Annotated in this window: 17 protein-coding genes; 12 read left to right on the forward strand and 5 right to left on the reverse strand. The window is 36.9% G+C overall.

Going from position 1 to position 22,576, the window contains the following annotated elements:
- The first annotated feature begins 2 nt into the window (after positions 1–2).
- From RE431_RS02645 to RE431_RS02675, 7 genes are all read left to right on the forward strand, one after another.
- The gene (locus tag RE431_RS02645; protein ID WP_309560406.1) at positions 3–2,054 is read left to right on the forward strand and encodes a DUF3857 domain-containing protein; all 2,052 of its coding nucleotides are present in this window, start codon (positions 3–5) and stop codon (positions 2,052–2,054) included.
- Positions 2,020–2,346 (forward strand): nucleotide pyrophosphohydrolase, encoded by a 327-nt coding sequence (locus tag RE431_RS02650; RefSeq protein WP_309560407.1) that lies wholly within the window; start codon positions 2,020–2,022, stop codon positions 2,344–2,346. The genes RE431_RS02645 and RE431_RS02650 overlap by 35 nt, the downstream gene beginning before the upstream one ends.
- Positions 2,346–2,600 carry a hypothetical protein gene (locus RE431_RS02655; protein WP_309560408.1) on the forward strand — a complete coding sequence of 85 codons (255 nt, stop codon included), beginning with the start codon at positions 2,346–2,348 and terminating at the stop codon, positions 2,598–2,600. The genes RE431_RS02650 and RE431_RS02655 overlap by 1 nt, the downstream gene beginning before the upstream one ends.
- Before the next feature lie 30 nt (positions 2,601–2,630).
- Positions 2,631–3,848 carry a 3-phosphoshikimate 1-carboxyvinyltransferase gene (aroA, locus tag RE431_RS02660; RefSeq protein ID WP_309560409.1) on the forward strand — a complete coding sequence of 406 codons (1,218 nt, stop codon included), beginning with the start codon at positions 2,631–2,633 and terminating at the stop codon, positions 3,846–3,848.
- Between the two features lie 90 nt (positions 3,849–3,938).
- Positions 3,939–4,988, forward strand: coding sequence for a tRNA preQ1(34) S-adenosylmethionine ribosyltransferase-isomerase QueA (queA, locus tag RE431_RS02665; protein WP_309560629.1), 1,050 nt, complete (start codon positions 3,939–3,941; stop codon positions 4,986–4,988).
- Positions 4,989–5,104: 116 nt separating this feature from the next.
- Positions 5,105–6,148, forward strand: a complete 1,044-nt coding sequence (gene rlmN / locus RE431_RS02670) for a dual-specificity RNA methyltransferase RlmN (protein ID WP_309560410.1) — start codon at positions 5,105–5,107, stop codon at positions 6,146–6,148.
- A 58-nt stretch (positions 6,149–6,206) separates the two neighbouring features.
- Positions 6,207–7,184 (forward strand): polyprenyl synthetase family protein, encoded by a 978-nt coding sequence (locus RE431_RS02675; protein ID WP_309560411.1) that lies wholly within the window; start codon positions 6,207–6,209, stop codon positions 7,182–7,184.
- A gap of 51 nt (positions 7,185–7,235) precedes the next feature.
- Here the strand turns inward: RE431_RS02675 and RE431_RS02680 are convergent, their stop codons facing one another.
- The 5 genes from RE431_RS02680 to RE431_RS02700 all read right to left on the reverse strand — a co-directional run bounded on the left by RE431_RS02680 (position 7,236) and on the right by RE431_RS02700 (position 11,687).
- On the reverse strand, positions 7,236–7,481 hold the full coding sequence (locus RE431_RS02680; protein WP_309560412.1) for a hypothetical protein: 246 nt from the start codon (positions 7,479–7,481) through the stop codon (positions 7,236–7,238).
- 74 nt (positions 7,482–7,555) lie between these two features.
- Positions 7,556–7,810, reverse strand: coding sequence for a hypothetical protein (locus RE431_RS02685; RefSeq protein WP_309560413.1), 255 nt, complete (start codon positions 7,808–7,810; stop codon positions 7,556–7,558).
- 48 nt (positions 7,811–7,858) lie between these two features.
- Positions 7,859–8,635, reverse strand: coding sequence for a TIGR03915 family putative DNA repair protein (locus RE431_RS02690; protein ID WP_309560414.1), 777 nt, complete (start codon positions 8,633–8,635; stop codon positions 7,859–7,861).
- Positions 8,635–9,894, reverse strand: a complete 1,260-nt coding sequence (locus RE431_RS02695) for a putative DNA modification/repair radical SAM protein (RefSeq protein WP_309560415.1) — start codon at positions 9,892–9,894, stop codon at positions 8,635–8,637. Before RE431_RS02695 ends, RE431_RS02690 begins: the two co-directional genes overlap by 1 nt.
- 92 nt (positions 9,895–9,986) lie before the next feature.
- Positions 9,987–11,687, reverse strand: coding sequence for a sulfatase family protein (locus RE431_RS02700; protein ID WP_309560416.1), 1,701 nt, complete (start codon positions 11,685–11,687; stop codon positions 9,987–9,989).
- Positions 11,688–11,777: 90 nt separating this feature from the next.
- On the opposite strand from RE431_RS02700, the gene RE431_RS02705 reads away from it, so the two are divergent.
- The 5 genes from RE431_RS02705 to RE431_RS02725 all read left to right on the forward strand — a co-directional run bounded on the left by RE431_RS02705 (position 11,778) and on the right by RE431_RS02725 (position 22,562).
- Complete coding sequence (locus RE431_RS02705; RefSeq protein ID WP_309560417.1) at positions 11,778–14,516, forward strand: helix-turn-helix and ligand-binding sensor domain-containing protein; 2,739 nt, start codon at positions 11,778–11,780, stop codon at positions 14,514–14,516.
- 228 nt (positions 14,517–14,744) lie between these two features.
- Positions 14,745–17,753, forward strand: a complete 3,009-nt coding sequence (locus RE431_RS02710; RefSeq protein WP_309560418.1) for a SusC/RagA family TonB-linked outer membrane protein — start codon at positions 14,745–14,747, stop codon at positions 17,751–17,753.
- A gap of 12 nt (positions 17,754–17,765) precedes the next feature.
- Positions 17,766–19,346: a RagB/SusD family nutrient uptake outer membrane protein gene (locus RE431_RS02715; protein ID WP_309560419.1), complete on the forward strand. Its 1,581-nt coding sequence runs from the start codon at positions 17,766–17,768 to the stop codon at positions 19,344–19,346.
- A 4-nt stretch (positions 19,347–19,350) separates the two neighbouring features.
- On the forward strand, positions 19,351–21,066 hold the full coding sequence (locus tag RE431_RS02720; RefSeq protein WP_309560420.1) for a LamG-like jellyroll fold domain-containing protein: 1,716 nt from the start codon (positions 19,351–19,353) through the stop codon (positions 21,064–21,066).
- Between the two features lie 119 nt (positions 21,067–21,185).
- On the forward strand, positions 21,186–22,562 hold the full coding sequence (locus tag RE431_RS02725; RefSeq protein WP_309560421.1) for a glucoamylase family protein: 1,377 nt from the start codon (positions 21,186–21,188) through the stop codon (positions 22,560–22,562).
- Positions 22,563–22,576: the final 14 nt, after the last annotated feature.

Below are 22,576 nucleotides of genomic sequence, written 5' to 3' on the forward strand. Positions count from 1 at the left end.
TTATGTTTAGATCAATTATTCTGGCTCTTTTTCTACTGGTAGGAGCTGTTACAAATGCGCAGAATTATAAATTCGGAAAAGTCTCCAAGGAAGAAGTTTCAGAAAAGCAGCATCCTTTAGAGGAAAATGCTGATGCAGCGGTACTTTATTCTTATCAAAGAACCTATTATGATTATAATCAGGTTACAGGTTTTAAGATCATTTCAGAATATCACCAGAGAATCAAGATCTACAATAAAGAAGGTTTTGAATGGGCTACGAAAGAGATAAGTGCCAGCCAGGGAAATATTGATGAAAGTGTAGTGAGTATCAAAGGGATCACTTATAATATGGAAAATGGAAAAGTTGAAGAAACAAAACTGGACCGCGATAATATATACGAAGAGGATGCCAGCAAATATCGTAAAGTAACCAAGTTTACCATGCCTGCAATAAAAGAAGGCAGCGTGGTGGAATTTGAATATAAGATCACTGCAGATAAATTGTCATCTTCAATAGATAGAATACCATTGCAGTATACAATTCCTATCAACAAGCTTGACGTGAAGGTTACGGTTCCGGAATATCTGAACTATGGGGTTTATAACAATCCTAAAGCGGCTTTTTACGTGAAAGTTGATCAGGATTCAAAACCATTTAAAAGAAGTTTTTCAAAATCTACGCGTCCTAGTGGAAGTATATCGAGTAATCAAAGTATGAAAACTAACCGCTATTCAGTAGAATTCATGCAGAATTCTTATATAGTTGAAGAAGAAAACATCCCATCTCTTATCGAAGAAAATCATGTAGATTATCTTGAAAATTATGCCGCTTATCTTGATTGGGAATTGAAGTATACCAAATTTCCAAATTCAGCTATAGAAAACTATTCGAATACCTGGGAGGGAGTTGCGAAATCAATCTATCTTGATAATGGGTTTGAGAGAGAACTAAGAAATTCAAATTATTATGATGATGAATTAAACGCATTAATCGGAGGGACATCTGATCCTCAGAAAAAGGCTGCTCTTATTTTTAATTTTGTAAAGCAGAAAGTAAAGTGGAATGACTACATAGGTTTTGTGACAGAAAACGGTTTAAAGAACGCATATAAAGACGGTTCAGGGAATACGGGAGATATTAACCTTTTATTGGTATCCATGCTTAAATATGCAAAACTGGACGCCAATCCAGTATTGGTAAGCACACCAAGCAACGGTGTTCCTTCTTTCCCAACGAAAAGCGGATTCAATTACCTGTTAGCTTCTGTAAAGATAAATGGAAAGCAATTGCTATTAGATGCTACAGATCAGGCTGCAGGAATGGGAGAATTGCCAAAAAGAGCGAGAAACTGGCAAGGAAGATTGATCAGGGAAGATGGAACATCAGAATGGGTAAGTTTACAACCAAATTATTATTCTAAAGATGGAACTGTAATGAACATTCAAATAGCTGAAAATTCTATCAAAGGAAAATATATCAATAAACTAAGTGGACTGCATGCAAAGAATTACCGAATGAATCACAACTCGCTGGATAATGCAGTTAATGAATTATCGGAATCTCTTAATACTTACGAAATTTCTAATGCTGAGATTAAGGATTTTGCTAAGGTTGGAGGAGAAATTACCAACTCCTATATATTTGAAAGCACTAAAGCACAGGAAGTAATTGGTGATAAGATTTACTTCCAACCCTTATTTTTTGAAACTAATACCGTAAATGATTTCAAAGCTGAAAAGAGGACATATCCTATTTTCTTTGATTTCCCAACTCAGAAGCACAATCTGGTTAATATCATGATTCCTGAAGATTATGAAGTGGTTTCTGTGCCAGAGAGCGTGATCGTAAAGTTGAAAGATAATTCAGGTGAATTCAGGTACATTGTCAAGCAAAGCGGTAGTTATTTAATAATTGATTCTGAAGTGAATCTATCCCAAACCGTATATCTGGCCGAGGACTATGATATTATTAAAAAGTTTTTCAACAACATTGTAGAAAAACAAAACGAAAGCATAGTTTTGAGAAAAATTTCGACTGATGGACTTGAAGAACGCGCAGAAAGCGGTAGATAATTGGATCAAAGAGCATGGTGTTCGTTATTTCAACGAATTGACCAATATGGCTCAGCTTACTGAAGAAACAGGCGAAGTAGCCAGGATCATAGCCCGCAGATATGGAGAGCAAAGTGAAAAGGAAAGCGATAAGGATAAAGATCTAGGGGAAGAGCTTGCAGATGTTGTTTTCGTGGTACTTTGCCTGGCGAACCAAACAGGTGTAGATCTTCAGGAAGCTTTTGATAGAAAACTCGACATCAAAACCAAAAGAGATAAAGATCGTCATAAGAATAACGATAAATTGAAATAATGAAGTTTAAATCTATTATTTCACAAAGGTCTTTCTGGAAATCTGTTTTCTGGTTAGGCCTGTCGTTTTTAGTCCTATACAATGTTATCACGATATTTTTTGAATATGGAGAATTTGCTGTTGAAACCTTTTTTGAAGAAAGAACGGCAGATGGTAAATTGGTTAGATTTATTATAGGTCAACTTCTGGCAGCATTTCTATATGGTTTTATTTTAGCCTTCGGACAGTTTCGTGGAAAAGAAAAGAAAGACTAATTTAGTATTTCATTCTTTTTATTTTTTGAAATGACGCTTTCCATCCATAATCCAAATAAAGACCTGGCTGTAAATCTTAAGATCACGGGCTCTAAAAGTGAGTCGAACCGCTTATTGATTTTACAGGCTTTATATCCAAATATTTCTATTGAAAACCTTTCAAACAGTGATGATACAGTAGTTCTGAAAAAAGCACTGGAGAAGGGTGAAGGCGTGATCGATATTCATCATGCAGGTACAGCAATGAGGTTTCTTACTGCTTATTTTGCGGCTAAAGAAGGTTGTGAGGTCGAGATAACGGGAAGCAAGAGAATGAAGGAGCGACCTATTAGATTGTTAGTGGACGCACTTCAAAGAATGGGAGCCGATATTCAGTATAAGAATGAGAGCGGATATCCTCCATTACTGATAAAAGGAAAAAAATTACATGTAGATTCTGTGAAACTTCAGGCGAATGTTAGTAGTCAGTATGTTTCCGCTTTAATGCTTATTGGCGCTTCACTTCCGAAGGGTCTGGAGATCATTCTGGAAGGTCAGATAACTTCTACGCCATATATTTTAATGACTTTAGAGATCCTTCAGCACGCTGGAATTAAAGGGGAGTTTAAAGATGATCGTATTTATATTGAACCAACCAATAAACTAGAGTCATCCACCATCGAAGTAGAATCTGACTGGAGTTCAGCTTCCTATTTTTATAGCATCGCAGCGATTGCTGATACTGCAGAAATCAAATTATCAAATTATAGAAAAACAAGCCGTCAGGGAGATTCCTGTCTTGCAGAAATTTACAAGCATTTTGGTGTGCAAACTAGTTTTGACGGAAATAGTATCACCTTAAAAAAACAAGCTGGAACCCGATCGGTTAGGATCTGTGAGGATCTAAGAAATTCACCAGACATTGCCCAGACAATTGCAGTGACCTGCCTGGCTTTAGGGATCGAATGTAAATTGGATGGTTTACACACGCTAAAGATCAAAGAGACAGATAGATTACAAGCCTTGAAAAATGAGATGGGAAAATTTGGTGCTGAGGTTAAGATCACAGACGACTGCCTGCATTTACTACCTTGCAAATCTTTGAAAGAGAACGTGGAGATAGAAACATATAATGATCATCGTATGGCTATGGCTTTCGCTCCTTTGGCTCAAAAAGTCCCAATTAGAGTACTGGATGCCGATGTTGTTTCTAAATCTTATCCAGATTTTTGGAAAGACCTTAAGGAATTAGACTTTTTAGTGCAATAAATTATTTTATTGCCAAATAAATCCGCATTTACTTGACAACCCCTACCTTGAGATTGTATATTTGCGCCTTTTAAAACAGGAACTATGGGAATGAAACTTTCGAATTTCAATTTTGAACTGCCACCAGAACTTTTGGCTGAGTATCCATCTGAAAATCGCGATGAAGCGAGACTGATGGTTCTAAACCGAAAAGAGCAGACGATTGAACATAAAAAATTTAAAGATCTAATTGATTATTTTGAGCCGGAAGACGTGATGGTTCTTAATAACACCAAAGTTTTTCCTGCGAGATTATACGGTAATAAAGAGAAAACAGGAGCTAGAATCGAAGTTTTCTTACTTAGGGAATTGAATCCTGAAACCAAATTATGGGATGTTCTTGTAGATCCTGCAAGAAAGATCAGAATTGGAAATAAACTTTACTTTGGTGAAGATGAGAGTCTAGTTGCTGAAGTTATTGATAATACTACTTCTAGAGGTAGAACACTTAGATTCTTATACGACGGGTCTTATAGTGACTTCAGAAAGAAACTTAAGGAACTTGGGCAAACTCCACTTCCAAAATATATTAAAAGAGATGTTGAGCCATCAGATGAAGATAGATATCAAACCATCTATGCTAAGAATGAAGGAGCTGTAGCTGCACCAACAGCAGGATTGCACTTCTCCAAGCATCTTTTAAAAAGACTTGAGATTAAAGGGATCGATTTTGCTGAGGTAACGCTTCACGTTGGACTTGGAACATTTAGCCCTGTTGAGGTTGAAGATCTTTCCAAGCATAAAATGGATAGCGAAGAAGCATTTATTACTAAAGATGCTACAGAAACTATTAACTCTGCGAAGTCTGAAAAGCGTAAGGTTTGTGCCGTTGGTACCACGGTAATGAGAGTGCTTGAAAGTGCTGTTTCTTCAGATCAAACCCTTAATGAGTTTGGTGGATGGACGAATAAATTTATTTTCCCTCCATACGATTTCAATATCGCGAACTGTATGATCACAAACTTCCATACACCTAAATCTACTTTGTTGATGATGGTTTCTGCTTTTGCAGGACATGACTTTATGAAGAAGGCTTACGAAGAAGCTGTGAAGGAAAAATACAGATTCTATACTTATGGTGATGCCATGCTGATCTTATAATCAGCCATCAAAATATTTAAAGGCCATAAATCGAATTTCCGGTTTATGGCCTTTTTTGTAAGCTATTGATATTTAAAAGACTGAAGCATTCGGTTTTAACTTTGTAATTTAGGAGCGTGAAAGACAAAAAGAAAGACATACGGGCATTAACTAAAGAACAACTTCAGAAATTCTTTGTTTCTGAAGGTGATAAATCTTTCCGCGGAACCCAGGTTTATGAGTGGCTTTGGAATAAAGCAGCACATTCTTTTGACGATATGACCAATATTTCAAAAGAAACCAGGCAAATGCTGAAAGATAACTTTGTGATCAACCATATTCGTGTTGATAGGATGCAGCGTAGTAGTGACGGTACTATAAAAAATGCCGTGAAACTTCACGATAGTCTAACAGTTGAATCTGTTTTGATACCTACGAAAACACGTACAACTGCATGTGTTTCGTCACAAGTTGGTTGTAGCCTTGATTGTCAGTTCTGCGCTACGGCCAAATTAAAGAGGATGAGAAATCTAAATCCTGATGAAATCTACGATCAGGTGGTGGCGATAGATAACGAAAGCCGCTTGTATTTTGATAGACCTCTATCAAATATTGTGTTCATGGGAATGGGAGAGCCATTGATGAATTACAATAATGTGATGAAAGCGGTAGAAAAGATCACTTCTCCGGAAGGTTTAGGGATGTCTCCTAAGAGAATTACCATTTCAACTTCTGGTGTGCCGAAGATGATCAAGAAACTGGCAGATGACGAAGCCAAGATCAAGCTTGCCGTTTCCCTTCATTCCGCAAGAAACGAAGTGCGTACCCAAATTATGCCCTTTAACGAAACCTTCCCGTTGGAAGATCTGCGAGAAGCCCTGGAATACTGGTATTCTAAAACCAAAAGCAGGATCACCTATGAGTATATAGTTTGGAAAGATATAAATGATACTAGGGAAGATGCTCAGGCATTGGTTAGATTCTGTAAATACGTGCCGTGTAAGGTGAATTTGATCGAATATAATCCAATTGATGACGGGAATTTCCAGCAAGCTCCTTCAAAGGCTACAGATATGTATCAGGACATGTTAGAGAGAAACGGAATTACCGTTACAGTGAGACGTTCCAGAGGTAAGGATATTGATGCTGCCTGCGGACAACTTGCTAACAAATCTGCATAATTTCATGAGTATTTCTCCGGCTTTTCCTTCGGTTTAAATATGTATATTTACGGCCTTTATGAAGGTTATTTCCCAAATAAAACTTCCCGTGGAGAAAGAGATGGAACTTTTCGAAAAAAAGTTCTTCGAATCCATGTCTTCAAAAGTTGCGCTTCTAAACCGTATCACTCATTATATAGTTAATCGCAAGGGAAAACAGATGCGACCTATGTTCGTTTTTCTGGTTGCTAAGATGGTTTCTGAAGGTTCAGTAAATGAAAGAACTTACCGCGGCGCCTCTGTGATAGAGTTAATTCATACGGCTACTCTGGTTCATGATGATGTCGTAGATGATTCGAATAGAAGAAGAGGTTTTTTCAGCATTAACGCTTTATGGAAAAATAAGATCGCAGTTTTGGTTGGTGATTACCTTTTATCCAAAGGGCTGCTGCTATCAATTGATAATAATGATTTTGATCTACTTAAGATCATATCGGTTGCGGTTAAAGAAATGAGTGAGGGGGAACTTCTCCAGATAGAAAAGGCTCGAAGACTGGATATCACTGAAGCTATTTATTATGATATTATCAGGCAGAAAACAGCGACCCTAATTGCTGCATGTTGTAGCCTTGGGGCTGCTTCGGTAAAGCCTGAAAGTAATGAGATCGCTAAAATGAGACGCTTTGGAGAATTGATCGGGATGGCATTTCAGATAAAAGATGACCTTTTTGACTACGGAACACAAAAGATTGGTAAACCAACAGGAATTGATATTAAGGAACAAAAAATGACCTTACCGCTTATTTATGTTCTGAACAATGTTTCAAAAAAGGAAAGCGACTGGGTGATCAATTCGATTAAGAACCACAATAAAGATCGTAAGAGGGTTAGAGAGGTTATAGATTTTGTAAGAGATAAAGGTGGTCTGGATTATGCGGTTAAGCGTATGAAAGAATTCCAGCGCGAAGCATTAATAATCCTGGAGGATTATCCGGAATCACCTTATAAGGAAAGTCTGGAACTCATGGTAAATTATGTTATAGAAAGAAAAAAATAAAAAAAGCGAAGATCTTAATCTTCGCTTTTTTTATTCAGGATATCCTCCTAATTAAGCAGCATCATCTGTAGCTTCTTCGCCATTCACGTCATCTGTTTCGTGAATTTCTTCATCGATCTCCTGTTCTACTTTTTCAGCTCCTTTTTTGATTTTTTCACCTGCTTCTTTAGCACCTGCTTCGATATCTTCACCAATCGCTTCTGCAGCTTCTTCAGTTTTTTCCTGTGTGGTTTCACGACAAGAGTAAATTGAAAGGCTGAATATTGCAGCCATTAGTAAAATCACTGTTTTTTTCATTACAATACAATTTAGGGTTAATTAAAAAAAGCCATTCAATTGAATGGCTTTATTATTATAAAGAAAGAAGATGATTACATATCATCGTCACCGTTCATGTCGTCAGTTCCTTCTACTTCTTCTTCCATTTCATTTTCTGCGTTCTCAGCAGCGTTTTCTACGTCCTGTCCAGCTTCTTCGATCTCATCTCCTGCTTCATCAGCAGCATTTTCCATATCTTCACCCATAGATTCTACAGCATCTTCGGTTTTTTCCTCAGTTGTTTCTCTACAAGAGTAGATAGAAAGAGACATTGTTGCAACAGCAAATAGTAAGAATAATTTTTTCATTGTTAAAATGTTTAATTAGTTGAAGAAACAAAGTTAAACAAATTTTAATTATGCAAAAGGACTCTTTTCACTTAAATATTTCCAATATCGTTTAGGTACGTGTTGCACGTGAAGCCTCATGTTTACTCGGCTTTTGATGTTTGTAGAGTCGAAATATTCCTTCCATAATTTTTGAAAATAGATTTCACCGGCTTCAAAATATTCTGAATTTCCTCCAGAAACGCCCATATCTTCGGGAAGATCTATCGATACATATTCGGTTTTTGAGAGGTCATAATAGACACCAATTTTTCTCCTTATATCATAGATCAACCATTTCTGATCTGCATATCTACTCTTAAAATGAGGTGTAATAATAGGTAACACATTAAAATCTGGCTCAATAATGGCAAAATATATATCATCCTTAGTCAGTCTGAATCTTACAAAAGCTTCCATACGATGTTTTTCGCGACCAACCTGCTTGGCAATATTTTCTATATAAAGCACAACTGGATTTGAATAATCAAGATCTACTTTAGTTTTAGAGGCGAAGATATATTTTATCATTTCGTAAAGCTTAATCTCTATTCCTTGAGCTTCACTTAGAAAAGCCCACCTCATTCTTCTTAATCCATTAGAAGAAACTTTAGATTTAAGACCTTTCAAAACCCTGAGCGCCTTTAGATCTTCAGTGATAATATTTTCAGTCTCGCTAAAAAGTTGTTTTTGATCTTCACCTGCCGGTACGATCTCTACCACATCCATTTTCTGCTCATAAGCATTAAAGATGCAGGTGAGAAACCCCATAAAGCTACCGTCATATTTTAATACTTTCTGAGTCATTAAAACAGGCTTAATTGATTGCTCAGGTCTTTTCTGAATTTGCTTTGCGAATTCTGCATTATTATGGACTTCAAGTTTTCACTTGAAATATCTCTTAATTCCTTTTCCCTGGAGTCACAGGTAATAAAATATTTTGCTCTGTTAGAGGCGATCCCGATCTTTTTTAAATGATCCCAGTTTAATTTTCTGAATTTCCTCGCGTTCAGAATTTTGTTGACTGACTTTAATCCTACTCCCGGAATTCTTAATAATAATTGTTTATCAACTCTATTAATATCTACCGGAAAAAGATGTCTGTTCCTTAAGGCCCAGGTCAATTTGGGATCTATATCCATATCAAGGAATTGAAAATCTTCATTAAGCAATTCTCGCACATCAAATCCATAGAATCGCATAAGCCAGTCAGTTTGATATAAACGATTTTCCCTAAGCATCGGCACCTGGGAATTCAAGGCGGGAAGTCTAGGGTCATTACTAATAGGGACATAGCCCGAGTAATAAACCCGTTTCATATTATAATTCTTGTAAAAAAAGGCGGAGGAATACATAATGTCCCTGTCGCTTTCACCGGTAGCTCCAACGATCATTTGGGTGCTTTGTCCGGCAGGAGCATATTTAGGAGTGCTTTTTATCAATTTAGATTCCTGTTTGTATTGAATGATTTCATTTTTCACCTTTTTCATCGGTTTCATGAAATCTTCGTGATTTTTTTCTGGAGCTAATAGTTTTAAACCAGATTTTGTGGGAATTTCAATATTAACACTCAAACGGTCTGCATATAACCCGGCTTCACGCATAAGTTCATCACTTGCTCCTGGAATACTCTTTAAATGAATATAACCGTTGAAATTTTCTTCTTCGCGTAACTTTTTAGCAACCTGAATAAGTCTTTCCATCGTATGATCTGGACTTTTGAAAATTCCGGAACTAAGAAACAGGCCTTCTATATAATTTCTTCGGTAAAAACTTATGGTAAGATCTACAACCTCCTGAACTTTAAAGGCGGCTCTTTTGATATCATTACTTCGGCGGGTAACACAATAAGCACAATCAAAAATACAGTGATTGGTAAGCAGAATTTTTAAAAGAGAAACACATCGGCCATCTTGAGTATAAGAATGACATATTCCCATGCCTGAGGAATCACCTAAACCTTTTTTAGTATTCTTTCTTTTACTTCCGCTGCTTGAACATGAAACATCATACTTAGCCGCATCGGCAAGGATGTTTAATTTTTCTTTGATACGATCGAAGTCCATAAAAAATTGGAATTTTTCCAAAATTAGGAAAAATTCCAATTACATGTTAATTAATGAAAATCAACTTTTAACTCAAATCAACCAATAAGGACTTATTTTAAACTCGATTTTTTCTCCTTTGGATAAGTGTCTGGATTTTCACCGGAGAGTCTTGCAAAGTTTCTATATGCCTGATCTACTTTTTCCTTAGGTGTGGTTTGAAATTCCTGGTCGGTTACCATGTACTTTTCCTGAAGAGATTTCAGTTTTTCATGTAAGCTCTTTTGAATGTCGGCATAATCTGCTTCATCATATAGATTATTCTCTTCCTTAGGATCTTTTTCCAGATCGTATAATTCCCAGGTATCTATATCGTCATAAAAATGGATTAGTTTATATCTATCCGTTCTTACTCCATAATGTCTTTTTACCATATGAAAGGCCGGGAAATCATAATAATGATAATAAACAGCATCTCTAAATTTTTCGTCAGGTCTATTTTCAGCAAGAAGTGGTTTTAATGATTTTCCCTGCATTGTTTCGGGTATCTCTGCACCGGCAAAATCCAGAAAGGTTGGAGCGAAATCAAGGTTTTGAGTCAGTGCATCTATAGTGGTTCCTTTTTTAATTCCTTTAGGATATTGCATCAATAAAGGCATAGCTAAAGATTCCTCATACATGAACCTTTTATCGAAGAAGCCTTTTTCTCCTAAATAAAATCCCTGATCTGTGGTGTAAACAATTATGGTATTTTCGGTTAAACCCTGTTCCTCGAGGTAATCTAAGATCTTACCAACTCCTTCATCAACTGCGGCTACCGTGCCCATATAATCTCTTAAATATCGCTGACCTTTCCATTCAGCTAGTTCTTTTCCGCTTAGATTTGCATCGTGAAATGCATCATTCTTTGGTCTGTAGGCATCATTCCAGGCTTTTCTCTGTTCCGAAGACATTCTTTCAAAATCTGTTTTCCACGGATTGTGCCTTAAAGAATCACTTCCTTTTTTAACGGTCATTTTCAGATCATGACCTTCATACATATCTTCATAAATAGTCTGTAACTGTTCCTGTGCGGCCACCTGATTCCTATGTTTTGAAAAATAAGTTTCTGGCAATGGGAAATTTACAGAATCATAAGTATTAATATGTCTTAGGGGTGGCATCCAGTTTCTGTGCGGGGCCTTGTGATGGACCATTAAGAAGAAAGGCTCGTCTTTTTTTCTCTTCTTCTCCATCCAGTCTATCCCCATATCAGTAATTATATCTGTTGCGTAACCATTAACAATACTTGTGTCGTTTTCATGAATGAATTCCGGATTATAATAGTTACCCTGGTCTTTTAAAATATTCCAGTAATCAAAGCCCTGGGGTTTGCCATGTAAATGCCATTTGCCAACAATGGCAGTCTGGTATCCCACTTTCTTTAAAAATTTTGGTAGGGTAGGTTGAGAGCCATCAAATACTTCTCCATTCATTCTAAATCCATTTATATGACTAAATTTTCCTGTTAGAATTACGGCACGGCTAGGTCCACAAATTGAATTGGTACAGAAATTATTCAAAAACTTTGCTCCATTATTTGCTATTCTATCAATATTAGGAGTTGGTGCCTTTTGACTAACCGGATGACCGTATGCACTAATTGCCTGTGCAGCATGATCATCGGTCATGATAAATACAATATTGGGTCTTTTGGTTTTAGAAGTAATTTTTTGTTCTTCATTATCATTTTTTTCGCCGCAGCTAATAAGAAGGAATGAAATAACCATGAATGTAAAATGCCCAAGGTTTTTAGTTGGTAAAGAAAGTTGCATAAAAAATATTTTGAAATGAAAATTACGAAAGTTTTCGTTGAAAATTGTTACTTTTCACCTGCACAATGACTGCACAAACCCAACTACAGGATGATATATAATATGCATAAATACCTGATTCTGATAGTGTTGATGATTAATAATGCTTATTCGCAGGAACTTGTACCACCTATACAAAATTTTTCGCCATCGAATTATGTTGCTGCAAGTCAGAATTGGGATATAGCACTTGATGATCGCGGTGTGGTGTATACTGCAAATAACCAGGGACTATTAGTTTATGATGGTTTAAGCTGGGAAATATTCACCCTAGAAAGTCAGTCAATTATCCGGTCTGTTTATCCGCATTCCGATAGAATTTATACAGGCTCTTATAAAGAATTCGGATACTGGGAGAATCTCCCAGACGGTGATATGGCTTATAATTCATTAACTCCGTTAATGAGTGAATTCAACATGCAGAGTGATGAATTCTGGGAAATTATATCATATAAGGAAGCTATTTATTTCAGGTCTTTTGGTGCAGTTTATAAATATGAAGGTGACAGGATCACCAAAATTAAGGATGTTGTATCTACAGCTTTAGGTGTTTTTCAGGATAAAATAATACTTACTCTACGTAAGGAAGGCCTGGCATATCTTGATAATAATGAACTAATACCCTTAAAGGGAGACCAAAAAATACTCGACGATATTAATATTATAGATATCGAATCGAAAGGAGACACTTTGTTTATAGCAGGGAAGGAATCAATTTATACTTATACCAACAATAGATTTCAGAAGTTTCCTGATAATCGGTTGAATGAGATCTTGGAGCGTTCTGAGTTGAATCATATTATTTCTATTTCGGAAGATGAGATAGTTATTGGTACCATTAAAAATGGGATCGTAAATTATAATTTAAAGACCGGTCAGATTCAGGTTTTCAACAGAACCTCCGGACTTCAGAATAATACCGTTCTGGGGATGAGCTACGATAAAGGTAGATTATGGCTCGCCTTAGATAAAGGAGTGGATATGATAGATCTTAAAGCTCCGGTAAGATTTTATACAGATAATACGGGAGAGCTTGGTGCTGTATATGATATTCAGAAATTTGATGATGATTATTACCTGGCTAGTAATACCGGGGTTTATAGTTTTTCTGAAAACAACTTAAATCTAATTGAAAATGCAGAGGATCATACATGGAATCTTGAAGTTATAGATGGTGTACTTTATGCAAACCACAACACTGGTATTTATAGGATAGAGAACGATCAGTTTATTCCTATAGAGGCAAGAACAGGAAGTTTTAGTATAAAGAAACTTACTGATGGCTCAAACAGATTATTAATAGCGAATTATACAGGTTTAAGTCTTTATAATTTAGATTCAAAAGAAATTTCTGAAGTTTCATCAGTTAATTTTCCTATAAAAGAGGTAATCATTGGCGATAATTCCACCTTATGGGCAGCACATCCTTATGAAGGCGTATATAGAATAACACATGATGATTTTAGTAATGTTCAGGTGGAAAAGATTTCCGCATTAGGGGGGAAGGCCAATTTCAATCCTAAATTATATGAGCTTAACAAGCAGATCATCATCTATGTAAATGAAAAATGGTTTCAATACAATCCATTCAAAGCTGATTTCGAAATATTTGAAGAGCTTGGTGAATACAGCAAATCCAGGTTGCTTTTTGAGGAAAATGCTGAGTATGTCTTTTCCAGTTCAGATGATGGATCCATCATCATCACCGATCTAAAGGATGAGAAAATCGTCATACCTACTGAAAGTTTAAACAATAGGCTAGTTAGGTCGAATGAGAATTTTGTTAAGGAGAATGATTCTATTTTCTATATCACCTTAAATGATGGTTTTGCCAGATTGAACTTGAATCAGCTCAAGGGAGAAGATTCAGGACAATGGATAAGTGAACCCTTCATAAAAGAGTTTTCAGATCTTTCAAATAGATACAATCTTACGGAAACGCCAGTCATCCCATTTAAAAATTCCAGGAATATTGTATTGAAGGCAGGAATGCCAGTTTCTGATGCTGTCAATCTTAAATATAGATTGGATGGGGAAGAAAATATTCAGGGAACTTTGAATAATGGAATGATCAATCTAAGAAATCTTGAACATGGCGACTATGAGTTGACTCTTACCGCCAGTGGTAGTAATGAAGATTCTAGTGCAGTAAGAAAATTCCATTTTAGTATTGCTCCACCCTGGTACTTATCGGCCTGGATGAAGACCATATATGTTTTCTTATTTATTGGCCTCATATTTCTTATTTACTGGTTGAATCAATTAAAACTGAAAAAACATCAATTTCAACTGGAGGAGAAATTTGAAAAGGAACATGCAGAGCGATTAAATCGAATAGAGAAGGAACGTTTAATGAACGAAATAGATTTAAAACGTAAGGAATTAGCCAATACTACTATGATGGCAGCGAAGAAGAATGAAGTTTTGATGGAAATCCAGGGAGAATTAAATAAGGATAAAACCAAATTTTCGAATCAATTCCGCCTGAAGCATATAATGAATAAGATAAATAGTGCTGTTAAAAGTAAGGATGAATGGAAGGTATTTGAAACTAATTTTAACGAAGTTCATGAAGATTTCTTTAAAGATGTTCTGGATCAATATCCAAAACTTACCAGCAAGGATTTAAAATTATGTTCTTACCTCAAGATGAATTTAAGTTCAAAAGAAATAGCTCCTTTAATGGGAATTTCGGTTCGTGGGGTAGAAGTTCATCGATACAGGCTTAGGAAAAAAATGGAACTTGATAGTGATGTAAATTTGACAAAATTCCTGATAAAGAATTTTTAATTTCTTAATTAAAAGGTCAAAAAATTCACAAATTCTACTACTACATTACTACATCACCTATAAAATATTTTCTTAAAATCATACTTCAATAATTACTTAAATACTTGATATTAAGTAATTTAAATGTTAAATTGTTTTGATGTAGTAGTTGTGTACTACAACGTTTGCGTAAAAGTTTTGTGTCAGCGTATCTTTCTAGAACAAATTAAGCAAAAACACCCAACGAGTATGAAAGTAAAACTATTCTTGGCTAGTGTAATTTTAATGGTCTTCTCTGGCCTTTCTTATGCACAGCAAAGCAAAACCATTAATGGTATTGTTACAGATGCTAATCAAGTTCCCTTACCTGGTGCTGAAGTTAAAGTTATAGGTAAGTCAACCTTTAGTGTAACAGATTTTGACGGAAACTTCACTCTCGAGGACGTCGAGATTGGAGATGTTTTTCGTGTAACATTTCTTGGATTTTCAGACCAGGAAATTGAAATTGGAGAAAGTGATAATTATTCTGTAGTCCTGGAAGAGGATGCCGGGCAACTTGATGAAGTTGTAGTTGTTGGGTATGGTACTCAGAAGAAAAGAGATCTAACAGGTTCTATAGTTACAGTAGATTCTGAAGAAATAGAAAAAACTCCTACGGCCAACGTAATGCAATCATTACAAGGGAAAGTTTCTGGTGTTCAGATTGTAAGTGCTGGATCTCCTGGAGATTCGCCAACAGTTCGAGTACGTGGTTTAGGAACTTTTCAAGATGCAACAAGTGTCTTATACGTAGTGGACGGAGTACTTTATGACAATATTGATTTTTTGAATACTAAAGATATTAAGTCTATAAATGTACTTAAGGATGCATCATCATCTGCAATCTATGGAGTTAGAGCGGCGAATGGTGTTGTACTAATTGAAACGAAATCTGGTAAGAAAAACCAGAAACCTGTATTTGAATATGATGGATATACAGGTATTCAAAGAGCTCAGAATGTTGTAAAAATGGCGAATGCCGAGCAATTCACAACTATGGCCTATGAATCTGGTTCAGATCCGGATGTACAATTTATCATGAATGCCATGCAGCGCTACGGAAGAAGCAGAATAAATCCTAATGTACCTGCAGTGAATACTGACTGGTACAAAGAGGTAATGCGAGATGGATTTATGCAAAGTCATAGTATTGGAGTATCTGGAGGAGCAGAAAAGATAACCTATTCTGTAGGTACAAATTACTTCGAGCAGGAAGGTATCCTTGATATGAAGAACGAATATGAACGTTTTAATATTAGGTCGAAGGTTGATGTTGATTTATCAGATAGATTCAAAGTCGGAGTAAATTCAGTTTTTAGTAATGCTACAAAGTATACTCCGGAAAATTCAGCATGGTTTAAAGCATATTTCGCTGTGCCGATTATGCCTGTTATGGACTCATTAAATACAGATGCAGCTCCTATTATGTATTCAAATGCTCAAAATCTTGGTTATAGAGGTACTCAAAACCCTTTTCCAGATATGGAGTATAATAATAACCGTCAGAAGATTCGTAAGATATTAGCAAGTATTTACTTGCAATATGATATTATTCCAGAAAAGCTTGACTTTAAGACAACTTATAGCCATAATTTGACTGCCCTAGAGGAGCGTTACGTGAATCTTCCTTTTACATTAGGTAACAATGTTGAAAGAATTTCAAGCATAACAAGAGGGAATAATACATTTTCCAATCAATATTGGGACAATATTCTAACCTATAATGATGAGTTCGGAAACCATGATCTTACAGTAATGGCAGGTGCTTCATATAGAGATGAAGCTTCTAATACTTTTTCTGCTACTGGTAGAGATATAGCCGGAATAAGCCTGGAAACTAGCTGGTATCTGAATTTTGCCGATCCAGAATCTTTTAATAATAGCGTTAGTGAAATTGGAAGGCGTTATTATGGGATCTCTTATTTTGGTAGAATAGCCTATAACTATGATGATAAGTATTTATTATACGGAACTTTAAGAGCAGATGGTTCTTCTAAATTTACCAGAGACCCTTGGGGTTATTTTCCTTCAGTTGGTTTAGGTTGGGTGATTTCTGAAGAAAATTTCCTTAGCGATAATTCAGCTGTAGATTTCTTGAAATTAAGAGCCAGTTGGGGTAAGTTAGGTAATGATAATGTAGGAGCAAGTGCAGGTTCCAATACCATCAATGTTATAACAGTTCCTTTTGGAGATACTCAATATACAGGTACTACTGCTACGAGTGTATTTTCTAATAATACATGGGAAATTATTGAAGAAAAGAACTTTGGTTTAGATTTTGAGACTTTTGATAATAAACTGTCATTAACTGCCGATTATTACATTAGAGATACTAAGAATGCAATTCTTCCAGTTTATATTCCTATCGTAAATACTTTTGTTGCCAGAAATTCTGGAACGATCAGGAATGAAGGTTTAGAATTGAGTGCTAGCTGGAATCAACAGGTTTCTGATGATTTTAGCTTCTCTATCGGTGCTAATTTCACAACTCTTAAGAACGAAGCTACTTATATTGAAAATGAGGCAGGTTATATAGATTCTGGAAGTGCAGAATTTCGTCAAAGAACTCAGGTAGGTGGACCATTATTCGGATTTTATGGATATGAAAGAGTTGGGGTTTACCAGAATCAGCAACAAATTGATAATGACCCTATAGCTGTGGCTAATGATCTAGAGCCAGGAGATCTTATTTACAACGATAGAAATGGAGACGGTGTTATAGATGATGCCGATAGAACGATTTTAGGATCTTTCCTTCCAGATTATACATATGGTGGAAATATCGGGGTTAATTATAAGAACTGGGATTTCTCAATGAATTTCTATGGTCAGGGAGGTAATAAAATTCTGAACAGAAAAAGAGGAGAAATAATCTTTACTCAGGATACCAATATGGATGCCGATCTAGCTATTAACAGATGGCATGGTGAAGGAACCAGTAATTCTTACCCTTCTTCTGCTGGTTTAAGAAAAGCCTGGAACCAGAGATTAAGTGATTTCTGGGTGGAAGACGGAGATTTCTTCAGGATTCAGAATATCCAATTAGGATACACTATTAATTCTGAAAGATTACCGCAGACAAGGCTTTACATGACTGCTGAAAGACCATTTACTTCTTTCGATTATAATGGTTTTAGTCCTGAAGTTCCAAATGGTGTAGATAGACAGACTTACCCAATTCCTGCTGTTTATACAGTAGGCTTGAATATAAAAATTTAAAAAAATCGCGAAATGAAAAACATTCAACAAACAATTTTGAAGAGTATGGTCGCGATCGCCGGATTTACTTTGATATTTTCCTGCTCCGACAAACTGGATACCCGGGAAGGTCAATTAAATACTGGAGATCTTGACTATACTGACACAGAAGAAATGATACAGCCCGTTATAGGTGCTTATTATGAGCTATATACAAGAGGCTGGGAAGATCCATTATTACTATCTGTTCGTGGTGATGATGTAAATGCAGGTGGACTTGGAGATCAGCAACCTTTTGCTGATACAGATATGTTTACATATTCTAAAGACTACTGGATGTACAATTCACTCTGGAACCAACAGTATAGTGATATTATTACTGCGAATACTGCAATTCAGCAAATTCTGCAATTCAGAGAATTTGCAGATGAAGATGGTCAGGCCAGAGCAGATCAATACATTGCAGAAATGAAGGTGATTAGAGCATGGTTTCATTTGAACCTGGCTCGTACCTGGGATGATGTATTTATCATCACCAGCAATCAGCCAGAAGAAGAGATTGAAAATGGTGTTTCTTCGAAAGAAGAAATTATGCAATGGATCTCAGACCAGATGGATGAAGCAATTCAGGATTTACCGGATTTGAGACCAAATCAAAGAACAGATATTCCTGGTGGAGTGACCATGTATACAGCTTATGCAATAAAAGCACAGGCACAACAAGAATTACAGAATTACCAGGGAGTGGCTGATGCAGCCGGAGCCATCATAGGTTCAGGATTGTTTTCACTTTATCCAGATTTTTATGAACTATTCAAAAAACCAGGTGAATTAAGTGACGAAAGTTTACTTGAACTTCAGTTTTCAGATTATGGTCAGGAAACAGGAGATAGTTTTTATCATTTATATGCTCCGTTTGGTCCTTCTAACTGGACTCCTGCAAGAGAAAATGCATCTGCAGGATGGGGATTCTTTGAGCCAAGCTTTAAATGGATCGAATTCATGCTTGATAGGGATGAAACTGTTCGTTTAGAAACCAGTGTATTATTCACCGACAGGGGAATTGCTGAACTGGAAGCTGACGGATATACAGACTTACCTTCTTTTGTTAATAATACAACCAGAGATGGCGATATAATTAACGATTACGCTAGAGCATACTTTGCAAGTGGTAAACACTATTTACCATCTAATCAACTTACAGATATGCGAAATGATTATGGAGCTGGAAAGAACTATATCGTTATTCGTTATGCTGAAATTCTATTAATGTATGCTGAGGCTCTTACTCAAGGCGCTAGCAGTAGTGCAATTTCAGCAGATGAGGCTGTAAATCAGGTTCGTTCAAGAGCTGGTCTTTCTGCACTTTCTGGTGTTACTACAGAGCAGGTTCTGGATGAAAAATTTGCTGAACTGGCTATGGAATGGGGAATTAGATATTATGATATGATTCGTTTGGATAATTATAACGAATTGAGTTATGATGGCAGATCTTTCTCTGCTGCAAATGAATATCTTCCTTATCCACAGGCGCAAGTAGACGCATTGCCGTTGAATGCTACTCCGGTTGATACGGATACTGCAATGAACGAAGCTCTTAACAATTTAAACTAAACAGATGATGAAATTTTCTAATATTAAATTCTTCGGATTCATTTTTTCTCTGCTGCTTTTCACTTCCTGTGAATATGATGGGATCGACTCTATCACTCCCGTAGATCCGGGAGCAGATGAAGGAGCTCCAGAGATTACTATCACGGCACCTGCAGAGGGTAATACCATAAAAGTGTTGGAGGAAGTATCCAGTATCAATATTAAATTTAAAGTGGTAGACGATATTGAAGTTGCCAATATTGATGTAATGGTAGATGGAAACATGATCGCTTCTATGAATGAGTTCTTAGATTACAGGATCGTGAATGAAGAGGTTGTTTTTGATAATGTTACCAACGGTGAACACACAGTTACCGTTACAGCTACAGACCTTGATGGAAATACGGCGTCTAAAACTGTTAACTTTAGTAAAGAACCACCGTATACTCCGAAGTTTCAGAATGAATATTTATATATGCCATTTGATGGTGATTATGTAGACTTAATTACCCTAAAGACTTCTGATGTTACCGGAAATCCTGGTTTTGCTGGAGAATCCTTTCTTGGATCTAATTCTTATATGGGAGCTGCAGATTCATATCTTGATTTTCCATTTGATGGATCAATAGGAACTGAATTTACTGCTACATTCTGGTATAATGTAAGCGGTGATCCAGACCGTGCCGGAATTTTAGTAGCCGGTGCAGATGAAAACCGTACCCAGGGATTCAGACTTTTCCGTGAGGGAAGTGCTACAGAACAGAGAATTAAATTGAATGTTGGTACAGGTGAAGGAGAAGTTTGGAATGATGGTGGTACCGTAGATCCAAGCTCTGATGAATGGGTTCACGTAGCTTTCACAGTAACTGCTGAACAAACTGCCATTTATATTGATGGAATGCTTGTGAATACCGGAAATATGGCTGGAATGGCTATTGACTGGACAGGTGTTGAAAATCTTACAATTGGTGCTGGAGGTGAAACCTTTAGCTACTGGGGTCATGAGCATGATACCAGCTCTTTAGATGAGTTGAGATTCTTCGATAAGGCTCTAAGCCAGGAAGAAATTCAAGGTCTAATTAATGCCTCTTCAGAAACCCTGAAATTGTCATTTGATGGTTCTTACCAGGACGATGCTTCCAACAAAGAAGTTACTGTGGTAGGAAGTCCGTCTATTTCTTCTGATACTTTTGAAGGTTCAGGAGCTTATGCCGGTGCGGCAGACTCTTACTTAACTTTACCTTCAGAAGGACTGCTTAGTAAAACTCTCAGTGCAACATTCTGGTATAAGGTGAACGCCACTCCAGATCGTGCTGGAATTATTGTTGTTGGTCCGGAAGATTCAGAAAATCCGGATGCTCAGAATGTGAGAACTAGCGGATTCAGACTTTTCCGTGAAGGAAATGCTACCGAACAACGTATCAAACTTAATGTTGGTACAGGTGAAGCTGAAAGTTGGAATGACGGAGGTGTTATTGATGTGACCGCTGGAGAGTGGGTTCATGTGGCCTTTACCATTTCAGAAACCGAAACTGCGATCTATCTGGACGGAGAATTAGTAAATACAGGTTCATTAGGTGCTCCGGTAGACTGGACAGGGACAGATATTGTTTCCATTATGTCTGGTGCGCCGAGATTTACTGGTTGGGGTCACCTTGCAGATGCCAGCATGATGGATGAACTTACATTCTACAACAAAGTGCTTACTCCTGAAGAAATTCAGGCTATGGCAACTGAATAACATTTATCAGGTCAGAGCTCCGGAGATTCAATTCGGAGCTTTGATTTTAAGTTAGCTTTTTACTTTAAAAATTTCTACTTCATGATCTATGATGAAAAGGAGTGGATAATAACACCATTATGCTAAAACTCAATCTATCCCGATTTTTGTTATTCCCAGTATTTATTCTATTATTTTCCTGTTCAGATGATTCAGGACCAGGTTACCAGGAGCCCTACACTCCTGATCCTACTGATGATTTGTCTGGAGATGATGGGCCGGCGGAAGAAACACTTACAGATAATGAATTACTGGATCTTGTTCAGAAGGAGACATTTAAATATTTCTGGGATTTTGCAGAATCTAATAGTGGTATGGCTCGCGAAAGATCGCAGGATGATGCCTATGGAGGGCAAGCACCACAGATTGTAACTACAGGTGGTACAGGTTTTGGTCTGGCCTCCTTTCCTATCGCAGTGGAACGTGGCTGGATTAGCCGAGATGAAGCCACAGACCGATTGGTAAAGATCCTCGATTTTCTGGATGCTGTTCCAAAATATCATGGTGCGTTCTCTCACTGGTATATGGGAAATTCTGCTGAAACAAGACCATTTAGTGATCTGGACGATGGGGGAGATCTCGTGGAAACAGCTTTTCTACTTCAGGGACTTTTGATTTGCCGTCAATATTTCGATAGTGATTCAGAAAAAGAAAATGAAATAAATGCGAGAATAACAGAGATTTGGGAAGGGGTTGAATGGACTTGGTACACACAAGGTCAGAATGTGCTTTACTGGCATTGGTCTCCAAATAATCAGTTTGCGATTAACCTGCAGATCAAGGGTTGGAATGAATCTTTGATTGTGTATGTTCTGGCGGCTGCGTCTCCAACCTATCCCATTTCAAAAGAAGTATATACAGAAGGTTGGGCATCTAACGGAGGAATCGTAACCAGTAGATCTCATTATGGTATAAATATGCCTATGGGACCTAATTATGGCGGACCTCTATTTTTCAGTCATTATTCATTTATTGGGCTGGATCCAAGAAAACTGGAAGACCAATATGCTCAATATTGGGAACAGAATGAAGCGCATAGCTTGATCAATTATAACTATTGCATAGATAACCCAAAGAACTTTGAAGGTTATGGAGAAAATTCCTGGGGCTTAACTGCTTCTGATAGTAAAGACGGATATGCGGCTCATAGCCCTACAAATGATCTTGGAGTGATCACTCCAACTGCCGCATTATCCTCATTTCCATACACTCCGGAAGAATCGATGGCTGCCTTGCGCTATTTCTATGAAGAACAGGGAGACGATCTCTGGGGAGAAATGGGCTTTTATGACGCTTTTTCTGAAGAATATAACTGGTATGCCGACGGATATCTGGCAATAGACCAGGGTCCTATTATTGCAATGATCGAAAATCATCGAACTCAGTTGCTTTGGAATCTTTTCATGGCAGATGAAGATGTTAAGTCGGGATTAGATAAACTTGATTTTAGCTATTAACAGAATGAGATCGA

It is taken from the genome of Christiangramia sediminicola (genome assembly GCF_031344135.1).
Classification (GTDB): domain Bacteria; phylum Bacteroidota; class Bacteroidia; order Flavobacteriales; family Flavobacteriaceae; genus Christiangramia; species Christiangramia sediminicola.